This is a genomic window from Streptomyces sp. NPDC028308, assembly GCF_055565855.1.
In genome coordinates, this window is the sequence record NZ_JBVHTO010000014.1 from 247910 (window position 1) to 262635 (window position 14726).

Annotated in this window: 12 protein-coding genes; 6 read left to right on the forward strand and 6 right to left on the reverse strand. The window is 72.0% G+C overall.

Annotated elements, in window-relative coordinates:
- Positions 1-6: 6 nt before the first annotated feature.
- The 3 genes from ACZ4VA_RS31700 to ACZ4VA_RS31710 form a co-directional block, all read right to left on the reverse strand.
- A complete protein-coding gene (locus tag ACZ4VA_RS31700; RefSeq protein ID WP_355783505.1) occupies positions 7-879 on the reverse strand; it encodes a carbohydrate ABC transporter permease in 873 nt (290 codons plus the stop codon).
- Entirely contained in the window at positions 872-1867 is a 996-nt protein-coding gene (locus tag ACZ4VA_RS31705; RefSeq protein WP_355783508.1) for a carbohydrate ABC transporter permease, read from the reverse strand. Before ACZ4VA_RS31705 ends, ACZ4VA_RS31700 begins: the two co-directional genes overlap by 8 nt.
- Before the next feature lie 76 nt (positions 1868-1943).
- Positions 1944-3263 (reverse strand): ABC transporter substrate-binding protein, encoded by a 1320-nt coding sequence (locus tag ACZ4VA_RS31710; RefSeq protein WP_355783511.1) that lies wholly within the window; start codon positions 3261-3263, stop codon positions 1944-1946.
- A gap of 171 nt (positions 3264-3434) precedes the next feature.
- On the opposite strand from ACZ4VA_RS31710, the gene ACZ4VA_RS31715 reads away from it, so the two are divergent.
- The 5 genes from ACZ4VA_RS31715 to nrfD all read left to right on the forward strand — a co-directional run bounded on the left by ACZ4VA_RS31715 (position 3435) and on the right by nrfD (position 10180).
- Positions 3435-4724: an ROK family transcriptional regulator gene (locus ACZ4VA_RS31715; protein ID WP_468083425.1), complete on the forward strand. Its 1290-nt coding sequence runs from the start codon at positions 3435-3437 to the stop codon at positions 4722-4724.
- A 109-nt stretch (positions 4725-4833) separates the two neighbouring features.
- Positions 4834-5082 (forward strand): hypothetical protein, encoded by a 249-nt coding sequence (locus tag ACZ4VA_RS31720; RefSeq protein WP_356172633.1) that lies wholly within the window; start codon positions 4834-4836, stop codon positions 5080-5082.
- Positions 5083-5100: 18 nt separating this feature from the next.
- A complete protein-coding gene (gene fdh, locus ACZ4VA_RS31725; RefSeq protein ID WP_356172636.1) occupies positions 5101-8346 on the forward strand; it encodes a formate dehydrogenase in 3246 nt (1081 codons plus the stop codon).
- Positions 8343-9206 carry a 4Fe-4S dicluster domain-containing protein gene (locus ACZ4VA_RS31730; RefSeq protein WP_356172639.1) on the forward strand — a complete coding sequence of 288 codons (864 nt, stop codon included), beginning with the start codon at positions 8343-8345 and terminating at the stop codon, positions 9204-9206. Before fdh ends, ACZ4VA_RS31730 begins: the two co-directional genes overlap by 4 nt.
- A complete protein-coding gene (gene nrfD, locus ACZ4VA_RS31735; protein ID WP_356172642.1) occupies positions 9203-10180 on the forward strand; it encodes an NrfD/PsrC family molybdoenzyme membrane anchor subunit in 978 nt (325 codons plus the stop codon). The genes ACZ4VA_RS31730 and nrfD overlap by 4 nt, the downstream gene beginning before the upstream one ends.
- Before the next feature lie 140 nt (positions 10181-10320).
- Here nrfD and ACZ4VA_RS31740 read toward each other — a convergent pair whose 3' ends face one another.
- Positions 10321-11280 carry an SDR family NAD(P)-dependent oxidoreductase gene (locus ACZ4VA_RS31740; RefSeq protein ID WP_468083428.1) on the reverse strand — a complete coding sequence of 320 codons (960 nt, stop codon included), beginning with the start codon at positions 11278-11280 and terminating at the stop codon, positions 10321-10323.
- Positions 11281-11727: 447 nt separating this feature from the next.
- Between ACZ4VA_RS31740 and ACZ4VA_RS31745 the strand changes: the two genes are divergently transcribed.
- The gene (locus tag ACZ4VA_RS31745) at positions 11728-12891 is read left to right on the forward strand and encodes a hypothetical protein (protein ID WP_468083430.1); all 1164 of its coding nucleotides are present in this window, start codon (positions 11728-11730) and stop codon (positions 12889-12891) included.
- A gap of 58 nt (positions 12892-12949) precedes the next feature.
- Here ACZ4VA_RS31745 and ACZ4VA_RS31750 read toward each other — a convergent pair whose 3' ends face one another.
- Complete coding sequence (locus ACZ4VA_RS31750) at positions 12950-13615, reverse strand: HAD family hydrolase (protein ID WP_356172651.1); 666 nt, start codon at positions 13613-13615, stop codon at positions 12950-12952.
- A gap of 37 nt (positions 13616-13652) precedes the next feature.
- Positions 13653-14690: a PHP domain-containing protein gene (locus ACZ4VA_RS31755; protein WP_468083432.1), complete on the reverse strand. Its 1038-nt coding sequence runs from the start codon at positions 14688-14690 to the stop codon at positions 13653-13655.
- Positions 14691-14726: the final 36 nt, after the last annotated feature.

The window sequence follows — 14726 nt, forward strand, 5'->3', positions numbered from 1 at the left end:
AGCCGGTCACTTGACGGCTCCCGCGGTGAGCCCGGCGACGAGGTAGCGCTGCAGGAGCAGGAACCCGGCGACCACGGGGACGCTGACGACGAGCGAGGCGGCCATGACCTGGTTCCAGTACACGTCGTTCTGGGTGGCGTAGCCCTGCAGGCCGACGGCCAGGGTGCGGGTCTCGTCGCTGGTCATGACCGAGGCGAAGAGCACCTCGCCCCACGCGGTCATGAAGGCGTACACGGCGACGGCGACGATGCCGGGGATGGCGGCCGGCACGACCACCCGGAACAGCGCGCCGAGCGGCCCGCAGCCGTCCACCATGGCCGCCTCGTCCAGATCGCGCGGCACCGAGTCGAAGTACCCGATCAGCATCCAGATCGAGAACGGCAGCGAGAAGGTGAGATACGTGAGGATGAGGCCGCCGCGCGAGCCGAACAGCGCGATGCCCGTGGCGTTGCCGATGTTCACGTACAGCAGGAAGAGCGGCAGCAGGAACAGGATGCCCGGGAACATCTGGGTGGACAGCACGGTGACGGTGAACACCCGCTTGCCCGCGAAGCGGTAGCGGCTCACCGCGTACGCGGCGAACACCGCGATCGTCACCGAGCAGACCGTCGCCGCGCCCGCCACGATCAGCGAGTTCACGAAATACCTGGCGAGCGGGACCGTCGACCAGATGTCGATGTACGGCCGGATCGTGAGCCCGCTCGGCAGCCAGCGGAACTTGCCCGACACGTCCTCCAGCGGCTTCAGCGAGCTGGAGAGCATGACGTACACCGGCAGCAGGACGAAGCCGGTGAGCAGGGTGAGGAAGATCCGGCGCGACCAGAGGAAGGAGCGCGGGGCCGCCATCGGCGACCGGGGTGCGCGGACGGTGTCAGACATCGGCGGTCTTCCTTCCCCGGGAGGTCACCACGAGGTAGACGGCCGTCACGACGAGCAGGAAGAGCAGCAGCAGTACGGACATCGCCGATCCGGTGCCGAAGTTCCAGGTCACGAACGACGACTGGTAGATGTGGATCGAGATGAGGTCCGCGGCCTCGGGTGCCGCCTTGCCGAACAGCACGTACGGCGTGTTGAAGTCGTTGAACGTCCACAGGAACAGCACCAGCACGAGCACCTGGTTGACCGGCTGGAGCGAGGGCAGCGTGATCCGGCGGATCTGCTGCCAGATGCCGGCGCCGTCGATCGAGGCGGCCTCGTACAGCTCCTTGGGGATGTTCTGCAGGCCCGCCATCACGATGAGGAAGGCGAACGGCCAGCCCTTCCAGACCGAGACGGTCAGCAGCGCGTAGAAGCTGTTGTCGCCGATCAGCCAGAAGGACGGTTTGTCGGTGAGCCCGAGCTGGTCGTGCAGCACGTGGTTCACCAGGCCGTTGTCGTGCTGGAACATGAACGCCCAGGTGATGGTGGCCGCGTAGACGGGCAGGGCGTACGGGATCAGGAAGATCGCCCGCAGCAGCCCGCGTCCGCGGAACGTCTCCTGGAGGTACACCGCGGCCGTCGTGCCGATCAGCCAGCACAGGCCGACGGACAGCAGCGTGAAGGCGCACGTCACCCAGAACGAGTGCAGCAGCGACTGCCCGAGGGGCGCGTCGAAGTCCACCGACAGGCGGTAGTTGTCCAGGCCCGTCCAGGGCGCGGTGCCCCAGTCGCGGATGTAGAACTGGGTGAGCTCCTTGAAGCTCATGAGGATGCCGATCACCATCGGCACCAGGTGGACCAGGAGTTCGAGCAGCAGCGCGGGGAGCAGCAGCAGGTACGGGAGCCCGATACGGCGGATCCGCCCGGTGCGGCGCGGGCCGCGCGCCGCACCGGGGGAGTCCTTGCGTACCGCCCGCTCCCCGGCTTCGGGGGCAGCGGTCACGGTCATGGAGCACTCGCTTCTGCAGTCACGGTCACCGAGGGCGGCCGACCGCCCCCGTCGTACGTCGCGGTCATCGAGACGCTCACTTCTTCGGCATCTGCTGCTGGGCCTTGGCGAGCTTGGCCTTCACCGAGGCGGTGGTCACCGCCCGTCCCGCCGCCGCGTCCGCGAAGAGCTCCTTGACGGCCGTGCCCACGGCCGTCTCGAACTGCGACTCGTCGGCGACCTGCGGCAGCGGCGCCGCGCTCTTGGCGAGCGTGTCCTTGATCACCGCGAGGGCCGGGGTGTTGAACGCCGGGTCCGCCTGCGCCGCCTTGACCGGCGGGATCGATCCGTACGTCTTGTTGAGGATCTTCTGCTCGCCGTCGCTGGTCATGAACTTCACGAACTTGGTGGCGCCGTCGATGTTCTTGGTGTTCTTGAAGACGGCCATGTTGATGCCGGCGACCATCGAGTTGGTGGCCGTCCCGGTGCCCGGGGTGCCGGACTGGACCGGGACGGGAGCGACGCCCCACTCGTCGTCGCTCATGCCGTGCGCCTTGAAGGTGGCCGAGGCGGTCTGCCACAGCACCATCGCGGTCTTGTCCTTGGCGAAGTCCTGGAGGGACTGGTTCTGCGCGTACTCGGCGTTGCCGGGCGCGACGATCTTGTCCTTCGCCATCAGGTCGACATACTGCTTGACGGCCGCGACGGCACCGTCCGAGGTGAAGTCGGGCTTGCCCTCGGCGTCGAAGAAGTCGGCGCCGTGCTGCTTGGCGAGGACGAAGACCTGGTGGATGTTGTTGGAGAGGTTCGAACCCTCGGCGCCCAGCGCCCACTTGTCGTTCTTGGATATCTTCTTGCCGTCGGCGACCATCTCGTCCCACGTCGCCGGCGGCTTGGAGATGCCCGCGTCGGCGAACATCTTCTTGTTGTAGTAGAGGGCGTACGCCATCGAGTACAGCGGGACCGCGGCCGGGTCGGCGGTGGACGCGCCCGCGGAGCCGAGCGCCGAGTCGACGAAGCGGTCCTTGCCGCCGATCTTGTCGAAGTTCTTGTCGTCCCAGGGCAGCAGGGCGCCCGTCGCCTGGAGCGAGGCGGACCAGGTGTTGCCGATGTTGAGCACGTCCGGCCCCTGACCGGAGGTCGTCGCCGCCAGGATGCGGTTGAGCAGGTCGGACCAGGGCACGACCTCCAGCTTCACCTTGATCCCGGTCTGCTTCTCGAACTTCTTCAGTTCGGGCGTGAGGATCTTCTTGTCCGCCTCCACGCTGGGCCCCTGGTTGGAGGCCCAGTAGGTGAGCGTCTTCGGCGAGTCGTTGGACCCGCCCCCGCCCGTCGACGAGCCGCCGCCACAGGCGGTCACGGCGGTCAGCATGGAGACGGTGACCGCACCGGCGGCCGCGGCTCGGAATCTGCGCATGGCTCTGGTGTCCCTTTCCGGAGAACCAGCCGTGAGGGGGCCGGGCGTGCGTTCACTTCCCGAACGACCCTCATGGCTTAATTTAGGACGTGAGTTAAGACCCGGAAGAAAGTCGCGTCAAGCCTTCGCGCAGGGGTATCTTGCAGGTCGGGCGGACCGGAAGGGACCCACATGGCGGGGCGGAACGGGCGAACAGTGCGTGACCTGCGGCGGGGCAATCGCACCGCCGTGTTGCAACGGTTGTATTTCGACGGGCCGATGAGCCGCTACGAACTGGGCCCGGCCACCGGACTGAGTTCCGGCTCCATCAGCAACGTGGTCGCCGAGCTCCTCGCCGACGGGCTGGTCGAGGAGGCCGGCAGCGTCGACTCGGACGGCGGCCGCCCGCGCACCCTGCTGCGCGTCGCGCCCGCAAGCGGCCACATGATCGGCGTCGACGTCGGCGAGACCCGCGTCCGCGTCGAGCTCTTCGACCTCACCCTCACCGAACTCGCCCGCACCGAGCGGCCCTTGGAGCAGCAGGGATACGACGTCGACGTCATCGTCGGGCACATCTGCGACGGCATCGCCGAGGTCCTGGCCGCGGCGGACCTCGCCCCGGAACGCCTCCTCGGCGTCGGTGTCGGCGTCCCCGGCATCGTCGCCCGCACCGCCGAGCGCGGCGCCGTCGTGCACGGTCAGACCATCGGCTGGGACGCCGTCCCGATCGAGTCCCTGCTCCGCTCGGCCTGCCAACTCCCCGACTCCGTCCCGTACTTCACGGACAACGGTGCCAAGACCCTCGGCCAGGCCGAGATGTGGTTCGGCGCCGGACGCGGCGCCCGCAACGCGGCCGTCGTCCTCTTCGGCTCCGGCGTCGGCGCCTGCCTGGTCACCGAGGAGGTCGAGCACGGCCGGGCCGTGGAGTGGGGGCACCTGACCGTACGGGTCCGCGGGCGCCGCTGCCGCTGCGGCGCCCTGGGCTGCCTGGAGGCCTACGCCGGCGCCGAGGCGCTGCTCGACCGCTGGCGCGAGGAGGGCGGACGGCCCCCCGAGGGCGTCGACGAGGAGACCGCCCTGACCGCCATGCTCGCCGCCGCCTACCCGGCCGGCGAGGAGGCCCCCGACTCCGTGGCGCTCGCCGTCCTGGAGGAGACCGCCGAATACCTGGGCGCCGGCCTCTCCGACCTGATCAACCTCTTCCAGCCCGAGCGCATCCTCATCGGCGGCTGGGCCGGCCTCCAGCTCGGCTCCCGCTTCCTGCCCGCCGTCCGGCGCTACGCCGCCTCCTACGCCCTGCGCTACCCGGCCCAGCACGTCACCATCGACCTGGGACGGCTGGGCCCGGACGCCGTCACGGTCGGCGCGGCCATCCTGCCGCTCGCCGACTTCTTCGCCCGCGGCGGCCGGCGTGCCGAGACCGTGAGCGAGGGGCGCTCACCCGCCTGGCGCACCGCGCTGGAGGAGCGCGCCCCGCACTGATCCTCGGCACGGGGTTTCGCCGGGGAGCGGTGCGGTACCCGCGCCTCGCCGACGGGTGGCCCCTCAGCGTGTGCGGGCCGCGCCGACCTGCCGAAGAATGGAGAGCGCTGTGACCGATCACCGGATGGAGGGTCCCGGCGAGACCGGCGATCCGATCCCGCGCGACCTGCCCGACCAGCAGGTCCAGGAGGGTGAGGACCCCTGGGACGTCGCTCCGTTCGCCCAGGAGGCGGACGACGAGGACGAGTCCGGCTCCGACGTGCCCGACACCGACGAGGCGGGCACCGGCAGACAGGGCGGCGACCGCTCGGACACCGTCCACCCCGAGCACCCCGGTCCCGAAGAGTCCTCCGCCTGACCCCGACAGGGAGCGTCCATGGGTGTGTCCGACCGGCTGCGCCGCTGGCCCGTCTACCGTCAGCTCACCGGAGAGGACCGCCTGGCCCGGGGGTCCGCCGCGACCTCGCCGCACACGGAGCAGCTGCGACCGCGCACCGACACGGCCGACCGGGTGACCCGGTCGATCTGCCCGTACTGCGCGGTCGGCTGCGGCCAGCAGGTGTACGTCAAGGACGACAAGGTCGTCCAGATCGAGGGCGACCCCGACTCGCCCGTCAGCCGCGGCCGCCTGTGCCCCAAGGGCTCCGCGACCCTCCAGCTCACCACCGGCTCCGCCCGCCGCCACCAGGTGCTCTACCGGCGCCCGTACGGCACCGGGTGGGAGCCGCTCGACCTCGACACGGCGATGGACATGGTCGCCGAGCGGGTCGTGCGCACCCGGCGCGACACCTGGGAGTGGGAGCACGAGGGGATGCGCACCGCCCGCACCATGGGCATCGCCAGCCTCGGCGGCGCGACGCTGGACAACGAGGAGAACTACCTCATCAAGAAGCTGCTGACCGGCCTCGGCGTGGTGCAGGTGGAGAACCAGGCCCGGGTCTGCCACAGCTCCACCGTCGCCGGACTCGGCACCTCCTTCGGACGCGGTGGCGCCACCACCTTCATGCAGGACCTCCAGCACTCGGACTGCATCGTCATCCAGGGCTCCAACTTCGCCGAGGCCCACCCCGTCGGCTTCCAGTGGGTCATGGAGGCCAAGAAGCGCGGCGCCCGCGTCATCCACGTCGACCCGCGCTACACCCGCACCAGCGCCCTGGCCGACCTGCACGTCCCGATCCGCGCAGGCACCGACATCGCCTTCCTCGGCGGGATCATCAACCACGTCCTCACCGAGGGCAAGGACTTCCGCGAGTACGTCCTCAACTACACCAACGCCTCCTTCCTGGTCCGCGAGGACTTCCGCGACACCGAGGACCTGGACGGGGTGTTCTCCGGACTCGACGAGACCGAGCGGCACTACGACCCGCGCACCTGGCAGTACGAGGGCATCGACGTCCAGCAGCCCACCGGCGAGGTCGACGAGCAGTACGAGGAGCGGGTCGGGACGCTCGGCGGCTCCGAGACCCACGGCTCCGGCGGCGCCCGCACCGGCCCCCGCCCGCCGCGCGACGAGACGCTGCAACACCCGCGCTGCGTCTACCAGATCCTCAAACGGCACTACGCCCGCTACACCCCCGAGATGGTCGAGGAGATCACCGGCGTACCCCGCGACACCTTCCTGCGGGTCTGCGAGGACCTGACGTCCAACTCCGGCCGCGACCGCACCAGCGCCTTCTGCTACGCCGTCGGCTGGACCCAGCACTCGGTCGGCGCCCAGTACATCCGCGCCGCGAGCATCCTCCAGCTGCTGCTCGGCAACATCGGGCGCCCCGGCGGCGGCATCCAGGCCCTGCGCGGCCACGCCTCCATCCAGGGTTCCAGCGACATCCCGACGCTCTACAACCTGCTGCCGGGCTACCTGCCCATGCCGCACGCCCACGCCCACATCGACCTCGACTCCTTCGTCGCCGCCAGCCGGACCGACAAGGGCTTCTGGGGCGACATGCGGGCCTACTTCGTCAGCCTCCTCAAGGCGTACTACGGCGACGCGGCCACCCCCGAGAACGACTTCTGCTTCGACCACCTGCCGCGCCTCACCGGCTCCCACTCCACGTACGAGACGGTCATGGCGCAGCTCGACGGCACCTGCAAGGGCTACTTCCTGATGGGGGAGAACCCGGCGGTGGGCTCCGCGAACACCCGCCTGCAGCGCCTCGGCATGGCGAAGCTCGACTGGCTGGTGGTCCGTGACTTCTCCCTCATCGAGTCGGCGACCTGGTGGCAGGACGGCCCCGAGATCGAGAGCGGCGAGCTGCGCACCGAGGACATCGGCACCGAGGTGTTCTTCTTCCCGGCCGCCGCGCACACCGAGAAGGCGGGCTCCTTCACCAACACCAACCGCTGGGTCCAGTGGCACCACCCCGCCGTCGAACCCGAGGGTGACGCGCGCAGCGACCTGTGGTTCATGTACCACCTGGGCCGCCGGGTCAGGGAGAAGCTGGCCGGCTCCACCGACCCGATGGACCGTCCCGTCCTCGACCTCACCTGGGACTACCCGGTGACCGGCCCGCTGGACGAACCCGTCGCCGACGCCGTCCTCGCCGAGATCAACGGCCACGCCGCGGACGGTAGTCCGCTCGGCGCGTACACCGAGCTGAAGGACGACGGCTCGACGCGGTGCGGCTGCTGGATCTACTGCGGTGTCTACGCCGAGGGCGTCAACCAGGCCGCCCGCCGGAAGCCCGGGCGCGAGCAGGACTGGGTCGCCGCCGAATGGGCCTGGGCCTGGCCCGCCAACCGCCGCATCCTTTATAACCGCGCCTCCGCCGCCCCCGACGGCACCCCGTGGAGCGAGCGCAAGGCCCACGTCTGGTGGGACCCGGAGGCCGGCCGGTGGACCGGCCGCGACGTCCCGGACTTCGTGCCCGACCGCGCCCCGGACTTCGTGCCCGACGAGGACGCCACCGGGCCCGACGCGCTGCGCGGCGACGACCCGTTCATCATGCAGGCCGACGGCAAGGGCTGGCTCTACACGCCCGCCGGCCTGGAGGACGGGCCGCTGCCCACCCACTACGAGCCGCAGGACTCGCCGTTCACCAACGCCCTGTACCCGTCGACCCCGCGCTCCCCGGTGCGCCAGCTGCTGCCCCGCGAGGGCAACCGCTACCACCCGAGCGGCGACGAACCGGGCGCGGACGTCTACCCGTACATCGTCACCACCCACCGGCTGACCGAGCACTTCACCGCGGGCGGCATGAGCCGCTGGTCGCCCTATCTTTCCGAGCTGCAACCGGAGTTCTTCTGCGAGGTCTCCCCGGAGCTCGCCGCCGAACGCGGACTGGAGCACGGCGGCTGGGCCACCGTCGTCACCGCGCGCAACGCCATCGAGGCGCGCGTGATGGTCACCGAGCGGATCCGCCCCCTGAAGGTGCAGGGCCGCACCGTCCACCAGATCGGGCTGCCCTTCCACTGGGGCCCCAACGGCGTGGCCACCGGAGACGCGGCCAACGAGCTGGTCGCCATCGCGCTCGACCCCAACGCTCACATCCAGGAGGACAAGGCGCTGACCGCCGACATCCGTCCCGGCCGCCGCCCGCGCGGCCCTGAACTGCCGCGCCTGGTCGCCGAGTACCGCCGGCGCGCGGGCATCACCGAGACCACCGGAACGGAGGCCCGCGCATGAGCGGCGAACGGGTCGGCTTCTTCACCGACACCTCCGTCTGCATCGGCTGCAAGGCGTGCGAGGTGGCCTGCAAGGAGTGGAACGCGATCCCGGAGGACGGCCTGACCCTCTCCGGTATGTCGTACGACAACACGCAGGCGCTCGGCGCGTCGACCTGGCGGCACGTGGCGTTCGTCGAGCAGCCGCGCCGGACCGCACCGGCCGAGCCGCCCCGCCCGGACGGCCGGACCGAACTCCCGCTCGCGCAGCCGGAGTCGGCTCCGGCATCCGCCTCCGAGGGCGACGGCATGCGCTGGCTGATGTCCTCGGACGTGTGCAAGCACTGCACCCACGCCGCGTGCCTGGACGTGTGCCCCACGGGCGCCCTGTTCCGCACCGAGTTCGGCACCGTCGTCGTCCAGCAGGACGTGTGCAACGGCTGCGGCTACTGCGTACCCGCCTGTCCGTACGGCGTCATCGAGCAACGCCCGGACGACGGGCGGGCGTTCAAGTGCACCATGTGCTACGACCGGCTCGGCGCGGGCGGCGAACCCGCCTGTGCCAAGGCCTGCCCCACCGAGTCCATCCAGTTCGGTCCCCTGGACGAACTGCGCGAGCGGGCCGCGCTGCGGGTCGACCAGCTGCACGAGGCGGGCGTCGCCGACGCCCGCCTCTACGGACACGACCCGGAGGACGGGGTGGGCGGCGACGGCGCGTTCTTCCTGCTCCTGGACCGGCCCGAGGTGTACGGGCTGCCCCCGGACCCGGTCGTCACCACCCGGGACCTGCCCGCGATGTGGAAGCACGCGGGCGCCGCCGCCCTGTCCCTGCTGGGCGGGATCGCGCTGTCGTTCGCCGTGACCGGGAAGGGACGCCGATGACCAGTTCCGGCTCCGCCGAGACGCGGGAACAGGAACCGGGACGGCGGCGCCGACGCGGCCGCCGCGGGGAGCAACTGATGGTCCCGCGCGCCGAGTTCGAGTCCTACTACGGCCGTCCCGTCATCAAGGCACCGTCCTGGGAGCCGCGGGACATCGCCGGGTACTTCTTCCTCGGCGGGCTCGCCGGGGCCGGGTCGGTGCTCGCGGCCGGCGCCCAGCTGACCGGGCGCACCACCACGGCGACCGCGCTGAAGGTCTCCTCCCTCGCAGCGGTCTCGCTCTCCGCGGCGGCCCTCGTCCACGACCTGGGGCGGCCGGACCGCTTCGTCAACATGCTGCGGGTCTTCAAACCGACCTCCCCGATGAGCGTCGGCTCCTGGCTGCTGTCCGCGTACGGACCCGCCGCGGGGGCGGCCGCGGCCTGCGCCGTGACGGGTCGGATGCCGCGGACCGGGGCCGCCGCGACCGGCGCCGCCGCCCTGCTCGGGCCTGCCGTCGCCGCCTACACCGCCGTCCTCGCGGCGGACACGGCCGTACCGGCCTGGCACGGCGCCCACCGCGAACTGCCGTACCTCTTCGTGTCCTCCGCGACGGCGGCCGCCGCCGGCATGGCCCTCGTCGTCGCCCCCGCCCGGGAGACGGCGCCCGCCCGCTGCGCCGCGGTGCTCGCGGCGCTCGGCGAGACCGCGGCGACCCGGGCCGCGGAGAAGCGGCTCGGCATGGTCGCGGAGACCTACCGGGAGGGCAGGGCGGGCACGCTGCTGCGGGCCGCGCGTGCCCTCACCGTGGGCGGGGCGCTCGGCGGCGCCCTCCTCGGCGGCCGTTCCCGGGGCGCCGCCGCGGTGGGCGGACTCGCCCTCCTCGCCGGATCGGTCTGCACCCGCTTCGGCGTCTTCGCGGCGGGCGTCGCCTCGGCCGAGGACCCGAAGTACACGGTCCTACCGCAGCGGGAACGGGCGGACCGCCGGGCGTAGTTCCGTCCCGTCCGGAGCCGGCCGACCTGCCCGTGGGCCATGGCCGGGCCGGAACGGCGGCCACGGCCTGTTCGCCACCCACGCCGCCCGGCTCACCGCGGATCTGCGGGAGTTCGCCTCCCGCTGAACGCGGTCGGGGCTCACGCGAACGCGTCGACCCCGGTCAGCTCCGCGGACAGCCGCCACAGCCGCGCGGCCTGCTCGGGGTCCGTCGCGTGCGCGCACACGCCGGTGCGCGTGCCGTCCGCGGGAGCGGGCTCGGCGATGTCGCAGTCCTCCAGGTACACCCCGCCCATCCCGGCGAGCTGCGGCGAGGTCGCCGCCCACACCTGGGTGGCCGCGCCCTGTTCGGGCGTCTTGAAGCCCTGCGGGTTCAGCGGGGTGCCGTTCTCGTCGATCCAGCCGCGCTGGACCATCTCCTCCTTGGGGAGGTGGCGCTGGAGCGGGGTGAGGATGCCGCCGGGGTGGAGCGAGAAGGCCCGTACGCCCGTGTCCCGGCCGAGCCGGTCGAGGTGCACGGCGAACAGGGCGTTCGCCGTCTTGGCCTGGCCGTACGCCTCCCACTTGTCGTAGCCCTCCCGCCAGTTCACGTCGTCCCAGCGGATGCCGGAGTAGTGGTGGCCGGCGGAGGAGACGGACACCACGCGGGCGCCGCCGGGCGCGATGGCCGGCCAGAGCCTGTTGACGAGGGCGTAGTGACCCAGGTGGTTGGTCGCGAACTGCGCCTCCCAGCCGGGACCCACCCGCGTCTCGGGGCAGGCCATGATCGCGGCGCTGTCGACGACGATGTCGAGCGGGCGGCCCGAGGCGAGGAACCGCTCGGCGAAGCCGCGCACGCTGTCCTGGTCCCCGAGGTCGAGTTCGTCGACCTCAACGCCGTCGAGTCCGGCCAGCGCCTCCCGTGCCACGGACACCCGCCGGGCGGGCACGACCACGCGGGCGCCCGCCTTCACGAGCGCCCGGGTCGTCTCCAGGCCGAGGCCGGAGTAGCCGCCCGTGACGAGCGCGAGCTTGCCGCCCAGGTCGATGCCGTGCAGGACGTCGTCGGCGGTGCTCGTGGTGCCGAAGCCCGAGCCGATCTTGTGCTGTGCAGTGCTCATGCCCAGCACGCTACGAATTGGAGCGCACTCCAAGTCAAGCGGACACGGCCGCCCGGTCGACCTCGCTCCGGCGGGCGTCCTCGGCCGGACACAGAAGTGCCCCGACCGGACGGGGGGATCACGGTCGGGGCGGTCCTGATGTGGGCACGCATGGCGGTCGCCTCTCGGCGAGACGCTCCACAGGGCTTCAGCCGGACTGATCGTCCCTGTGGGCAATAGGTGAGGCCCGGGGACACTGTCCCATCCGCACCCACGGTTTGTTCAACGGGCGACTACCTGTCGGTGTTCCCCGGGATGGGGGCATTCGCGGTGATCTGCGTCACCGCGGGGTTCGGGCTCCCGGCACCCGTGCCGAGCCGCTCCGGCGCGAGCACAAAGCCGAGTGAACGGGCTCATATAGGCTGCTCGTTCTGTCTGTGTCATCCGCACTGATCTGGGGAGTTCCCTGTGTCCGTAGCGAGCGCCGCACCCGAGGCGACCGTTCCCCCCACCGACGACACCTCCGCCGAGGAGCACTTCTGGGACGAGGGAGCCGCCTCCGACGAGGGCGCCCCGGCCGGCTCCGTGCCCGCGCCCGCCGCTCCGGGAGACGCTCCGGACGAGGCGCCGGCGGGCCCCGTGGACGAGCGCGTCTCGCTCGACGCGCGGGAGTTCGGCGTCTACGCCCGCACCGGCGGCTGGACCTTCGCCCTGAAGGTGGCGCGCAGCGTGCGCCCCGGCGGGCAGGCGGCGGGGGAGACCCCGAAGATCTCCGCGAAGGAGTTCGCCGGACTCGCCGGGTGCTCCCCGGAACGGGTCATGCGCTACTACAAGGCCTGGGACCGGGCGGCCGACGACGGTCTCGTCCCGCACTTCGAGGTGCTCGCCCCGGGCGAGGACGTCGACCTGCCGGACTCGGACGCCTGGCTGTCGTACTACTCCTCCCGCTCCAGCTCCGCGTCCGAGCGCGGGACCGCCATCACGGCGGCGGCCGAGGCCGAGGGCATCCGGCCGACCAAGGCCCTGGAGGTCGCCGAGAACCCCACCGCGCTGCGGGCCGCGATCCTCGCCGACCCCTCCACCGCCCAGGCCGCGCGGACGGCGCTGCTCGACCGGCTGAAGGAGGACCCGGCGCTGCAGACGGAGCTGGCCCGGGACATCGCCCGCACCGACGACCTCAAGAAGGCGGTGGCCACCGAGACCCGCGCCGCCGACCGGATCGGCTACGTCCGCCAGATCGTGGAGAACGGGCAGGTCAAGACGCCGGCCGGGCAGACCATCGACGCCCCGGCCGAGCTGCGCGCGGAGGCGGAGCGGCACCTGTCCCTCATCGACGAGCTGGACGAGGACGAGGAGGCGGGGCAGTGGGCCGCCGAGGCGTACGACACCGTCAAGAACCTCGTCGTGCAGACCGTCGAGGCCGACCCCGAGCTGCGGGTCCAGGAGCGCCGTACGAAGTTCTACAGCAGTCTCCAGCGGGCGACGAAGGTCTTCGAGGAGCTGACCTTCGACGATGTCGACGACATCGACGACATCTACGAGGACGACATGCTCCAGCGCCTGGAGGAGCTCCAGGAGGCCATCGGCGCCTGCATCTCCAACCTCCGCAGGGCGGCCGGGCCCGCCTCCTGACCGGGCGGGGAGGAGCGGTTCGGCGCGTGTTCCAGGCCTCCGGAACACGCGCCGCGCGTCAGGCGCCGGGCGCCAGCGGGGTGTCCGACAGCCGTTCGAGCAGATGGGCAGGGTCGCGGTAGACGCTGCCCGCCCCGGCCTCCTCCAGGTCGGCGCGCGGGATACCGCCGCACAGGACACCCACCGTGGTCACCCCGGCCCGGGTGCCCGCGCGCATGTCCCACACGGTGTCGCCCACGAACACCGCCCGCTCGGGCGGCACCCCGGCCAGCTCCAGGGCGTGCTCGACCGGCTCCGGGGCCGGCTTGCCCTGCTCCACGTCGTCGGCGCTGGCCGTCGCCTTGATGGCGTCGTCGGCGTCGATGGCCCGGCGCAGGGCGCCCAGCTCGGCACCGCTCGCCGAGGTGGCCAGGACGACGGTCCAGCCGTCGTCCGCGAGGCGCCGCAGCAGCCGCCCGGCGTCCCGCAGGGGCGGCAGCCGGTCGAAGTACGTGCCGTAGAGCGCCTTGTGGGCCTGGCTGAGCGTCTCGTCCTGGTCGGGATCGCGGTCGTCGCCGAGCAGGTGGGCGATCAGGTCGTCCGACCCCAGCCCCACCGCCCGGTGGATGGCATGCATCGGCACCTGGTGCCCGGCCTGCCGGAAGGCCTCCCACCAGGTCGTCACGTGCAGGTGATTGGTGTCGACGAGAGTCCCGTCGACGTCGAACACGGCAGCCCGTTCCATCAGATGTGATCTCCTCTCGCGTCGCTCGGGTACCACGTCACGGGCCCGCCACGCGTCGCGGAGCCGTCCGGTTCCGGGTCCAGGCCAGCAGCTCGTGGGCCGTCCAGGTGGTGATGACCCGCTCGGCGGGCACCCCGCACTCCTCGGCGCGGGCGCAGCCGTGGATCTGCCAGTCCAGCTGGCCCGGTGCGTGCGCGTCGGTGTCGACGGAGAACAGCACGCCCGCGTCGACCGCCCGGCGCAGCAGCCGGCGGGGCGGGTCGAGCCGCTCGGGTCGGCTGTTGATCTCCACGGCGGTCCCGGCCTCGGCGCAGGCGGCGAAGACCTCGTCGGCGTCGAACTCGGACTCGGGCCGCCCCCTCCCGGTGACCAGCCGCCCCGTGCAGTGCCCGAGGACGTCCGCGTGCGGATCACGTACGGCGGCCACCATGCGGCGCGTCATCGCGCGGGCGTCCATGCGCAGCTTCGAGTGCACGGAGACCACCACCACGTCGAGCCGCTCCAGCAGCTCGGGTTCCTGGTCGAGGGAGCCGTCGTCGAGGATGTCGCACTCGATGCCGGTGAGCAGCCGGAACGGCGCCCACGTCCGGTTGAGCTCCGCCACCACGTCCAGCTGCTCGCGCAGCCGCTCCGGGGACAGGCCCCTCGCCACGGTGAGCCGCGGGGAGTGGTCCGTGAGCACCGCCCACTCGTGCCCGAGACGGGCCGCGGCCCGCCCCATCTCCTCGATCGGGCTGCCGCCGTCCGACCAGTCCGAGTGCAGATGGCAGTCTCCGCGCAGCAGTGCCCGCAGTTCCTCGCCGCCTCGGGCGAGCGGGACCTCGGCCTCGCCCTCCAGCTTCTCCAGGTAGCCGGGCACCTGCCCGGCCAGTGCCTCACGGGCCACCTGCGCGGTCTTCGGGCCGACCCCTTTCAGGGACTCCAGCGTCCCCGCCGCCGCCCGCTCCCGGAGCTCGTCCGCGGGCAGCGCGCCCAGCACGCCGGCCGCGGTCCGGAACGCGCGCACGCGGTACGTGGGCTCCTGGGCCCGCTCCAGCAGGAACGCGATCCGGTCCAGCGCCTCGACGGGGTCCATCGCCACCTCCTGTCTCCAGCCTTGCCCAGCGGCCGC

Coding starts and splice junctions, on each gene's coding strand:
- ACZ4VA_RS31700 (WP_355783505.1), bottom strand. CDS start 879: ATGTCTGACACCGTCCGCGCACCCCGGTCGCCGATGGCGGCCCCGCGC.
- ACZ4VA_RS31705 (WP_355783508.1), bottom strand. CDS start 1,867: ATGACCGTGACCGCTGCCCCCGAAGCCGGGGAGCGGGCGGTACGCAAG.
- ACZ4VA_RS31710 (WP_355783511.1), bottom strand. CDS start 3,263: ATGCGCAGATTCCGAGCCGCGGCCGCCGGTGCGGTCACCGTCTCCATG.
- ACZ4VA_RS31715 (WP_468083425.1), top strand. CDS start 3,435: ATGGCGGGGCGGAACGGGCGAACAGTGCGTGACCTGCGGCGGGGCAAT.
- fdh (WP_356172636.1), top strand. CDS start 5,101: ATGGGTGTGTCCGACCGGCTGCGCCGCTGGCCCGTCTACCGTCAGCTC.
- ACZ4VA_RS31730 (WP_356172639.1), top strand. CDS start 8,343: ATGAGCGGCGAACGGGTCGGCTTCTTCACCGACACCTCCGTCTGCATC.
- nrfD (WP_356172642.1), top strand. CDS start 9,203: ATGACCAGTTCCGGCTCCGCCGAGACGCGGGAACAGGAACCGGGACGG.
- ACZ4VA_RS31740 (WP_468083428.1), bottom strand. CDS start 11,280: ATGAGCACTGCACAGCACAAGATCGGCTCGGGCTTCGGCACCACGAGC.
- ACZ4VA_RS31750 (WP_356172651.1), bottom strand. CDS start 13,615: ATGGAACGGGCTGCCGTGTTCGACGTCGACGGGACTCTCGTCGACACC.
- ACZ4VA_RS31755 (WP_468083432.1), bottom strand. CDS start 14,690: ATGGACCCCGTCGAGGCGCTGGACCGGATCGCGTTCCTGCTGGAGCGG.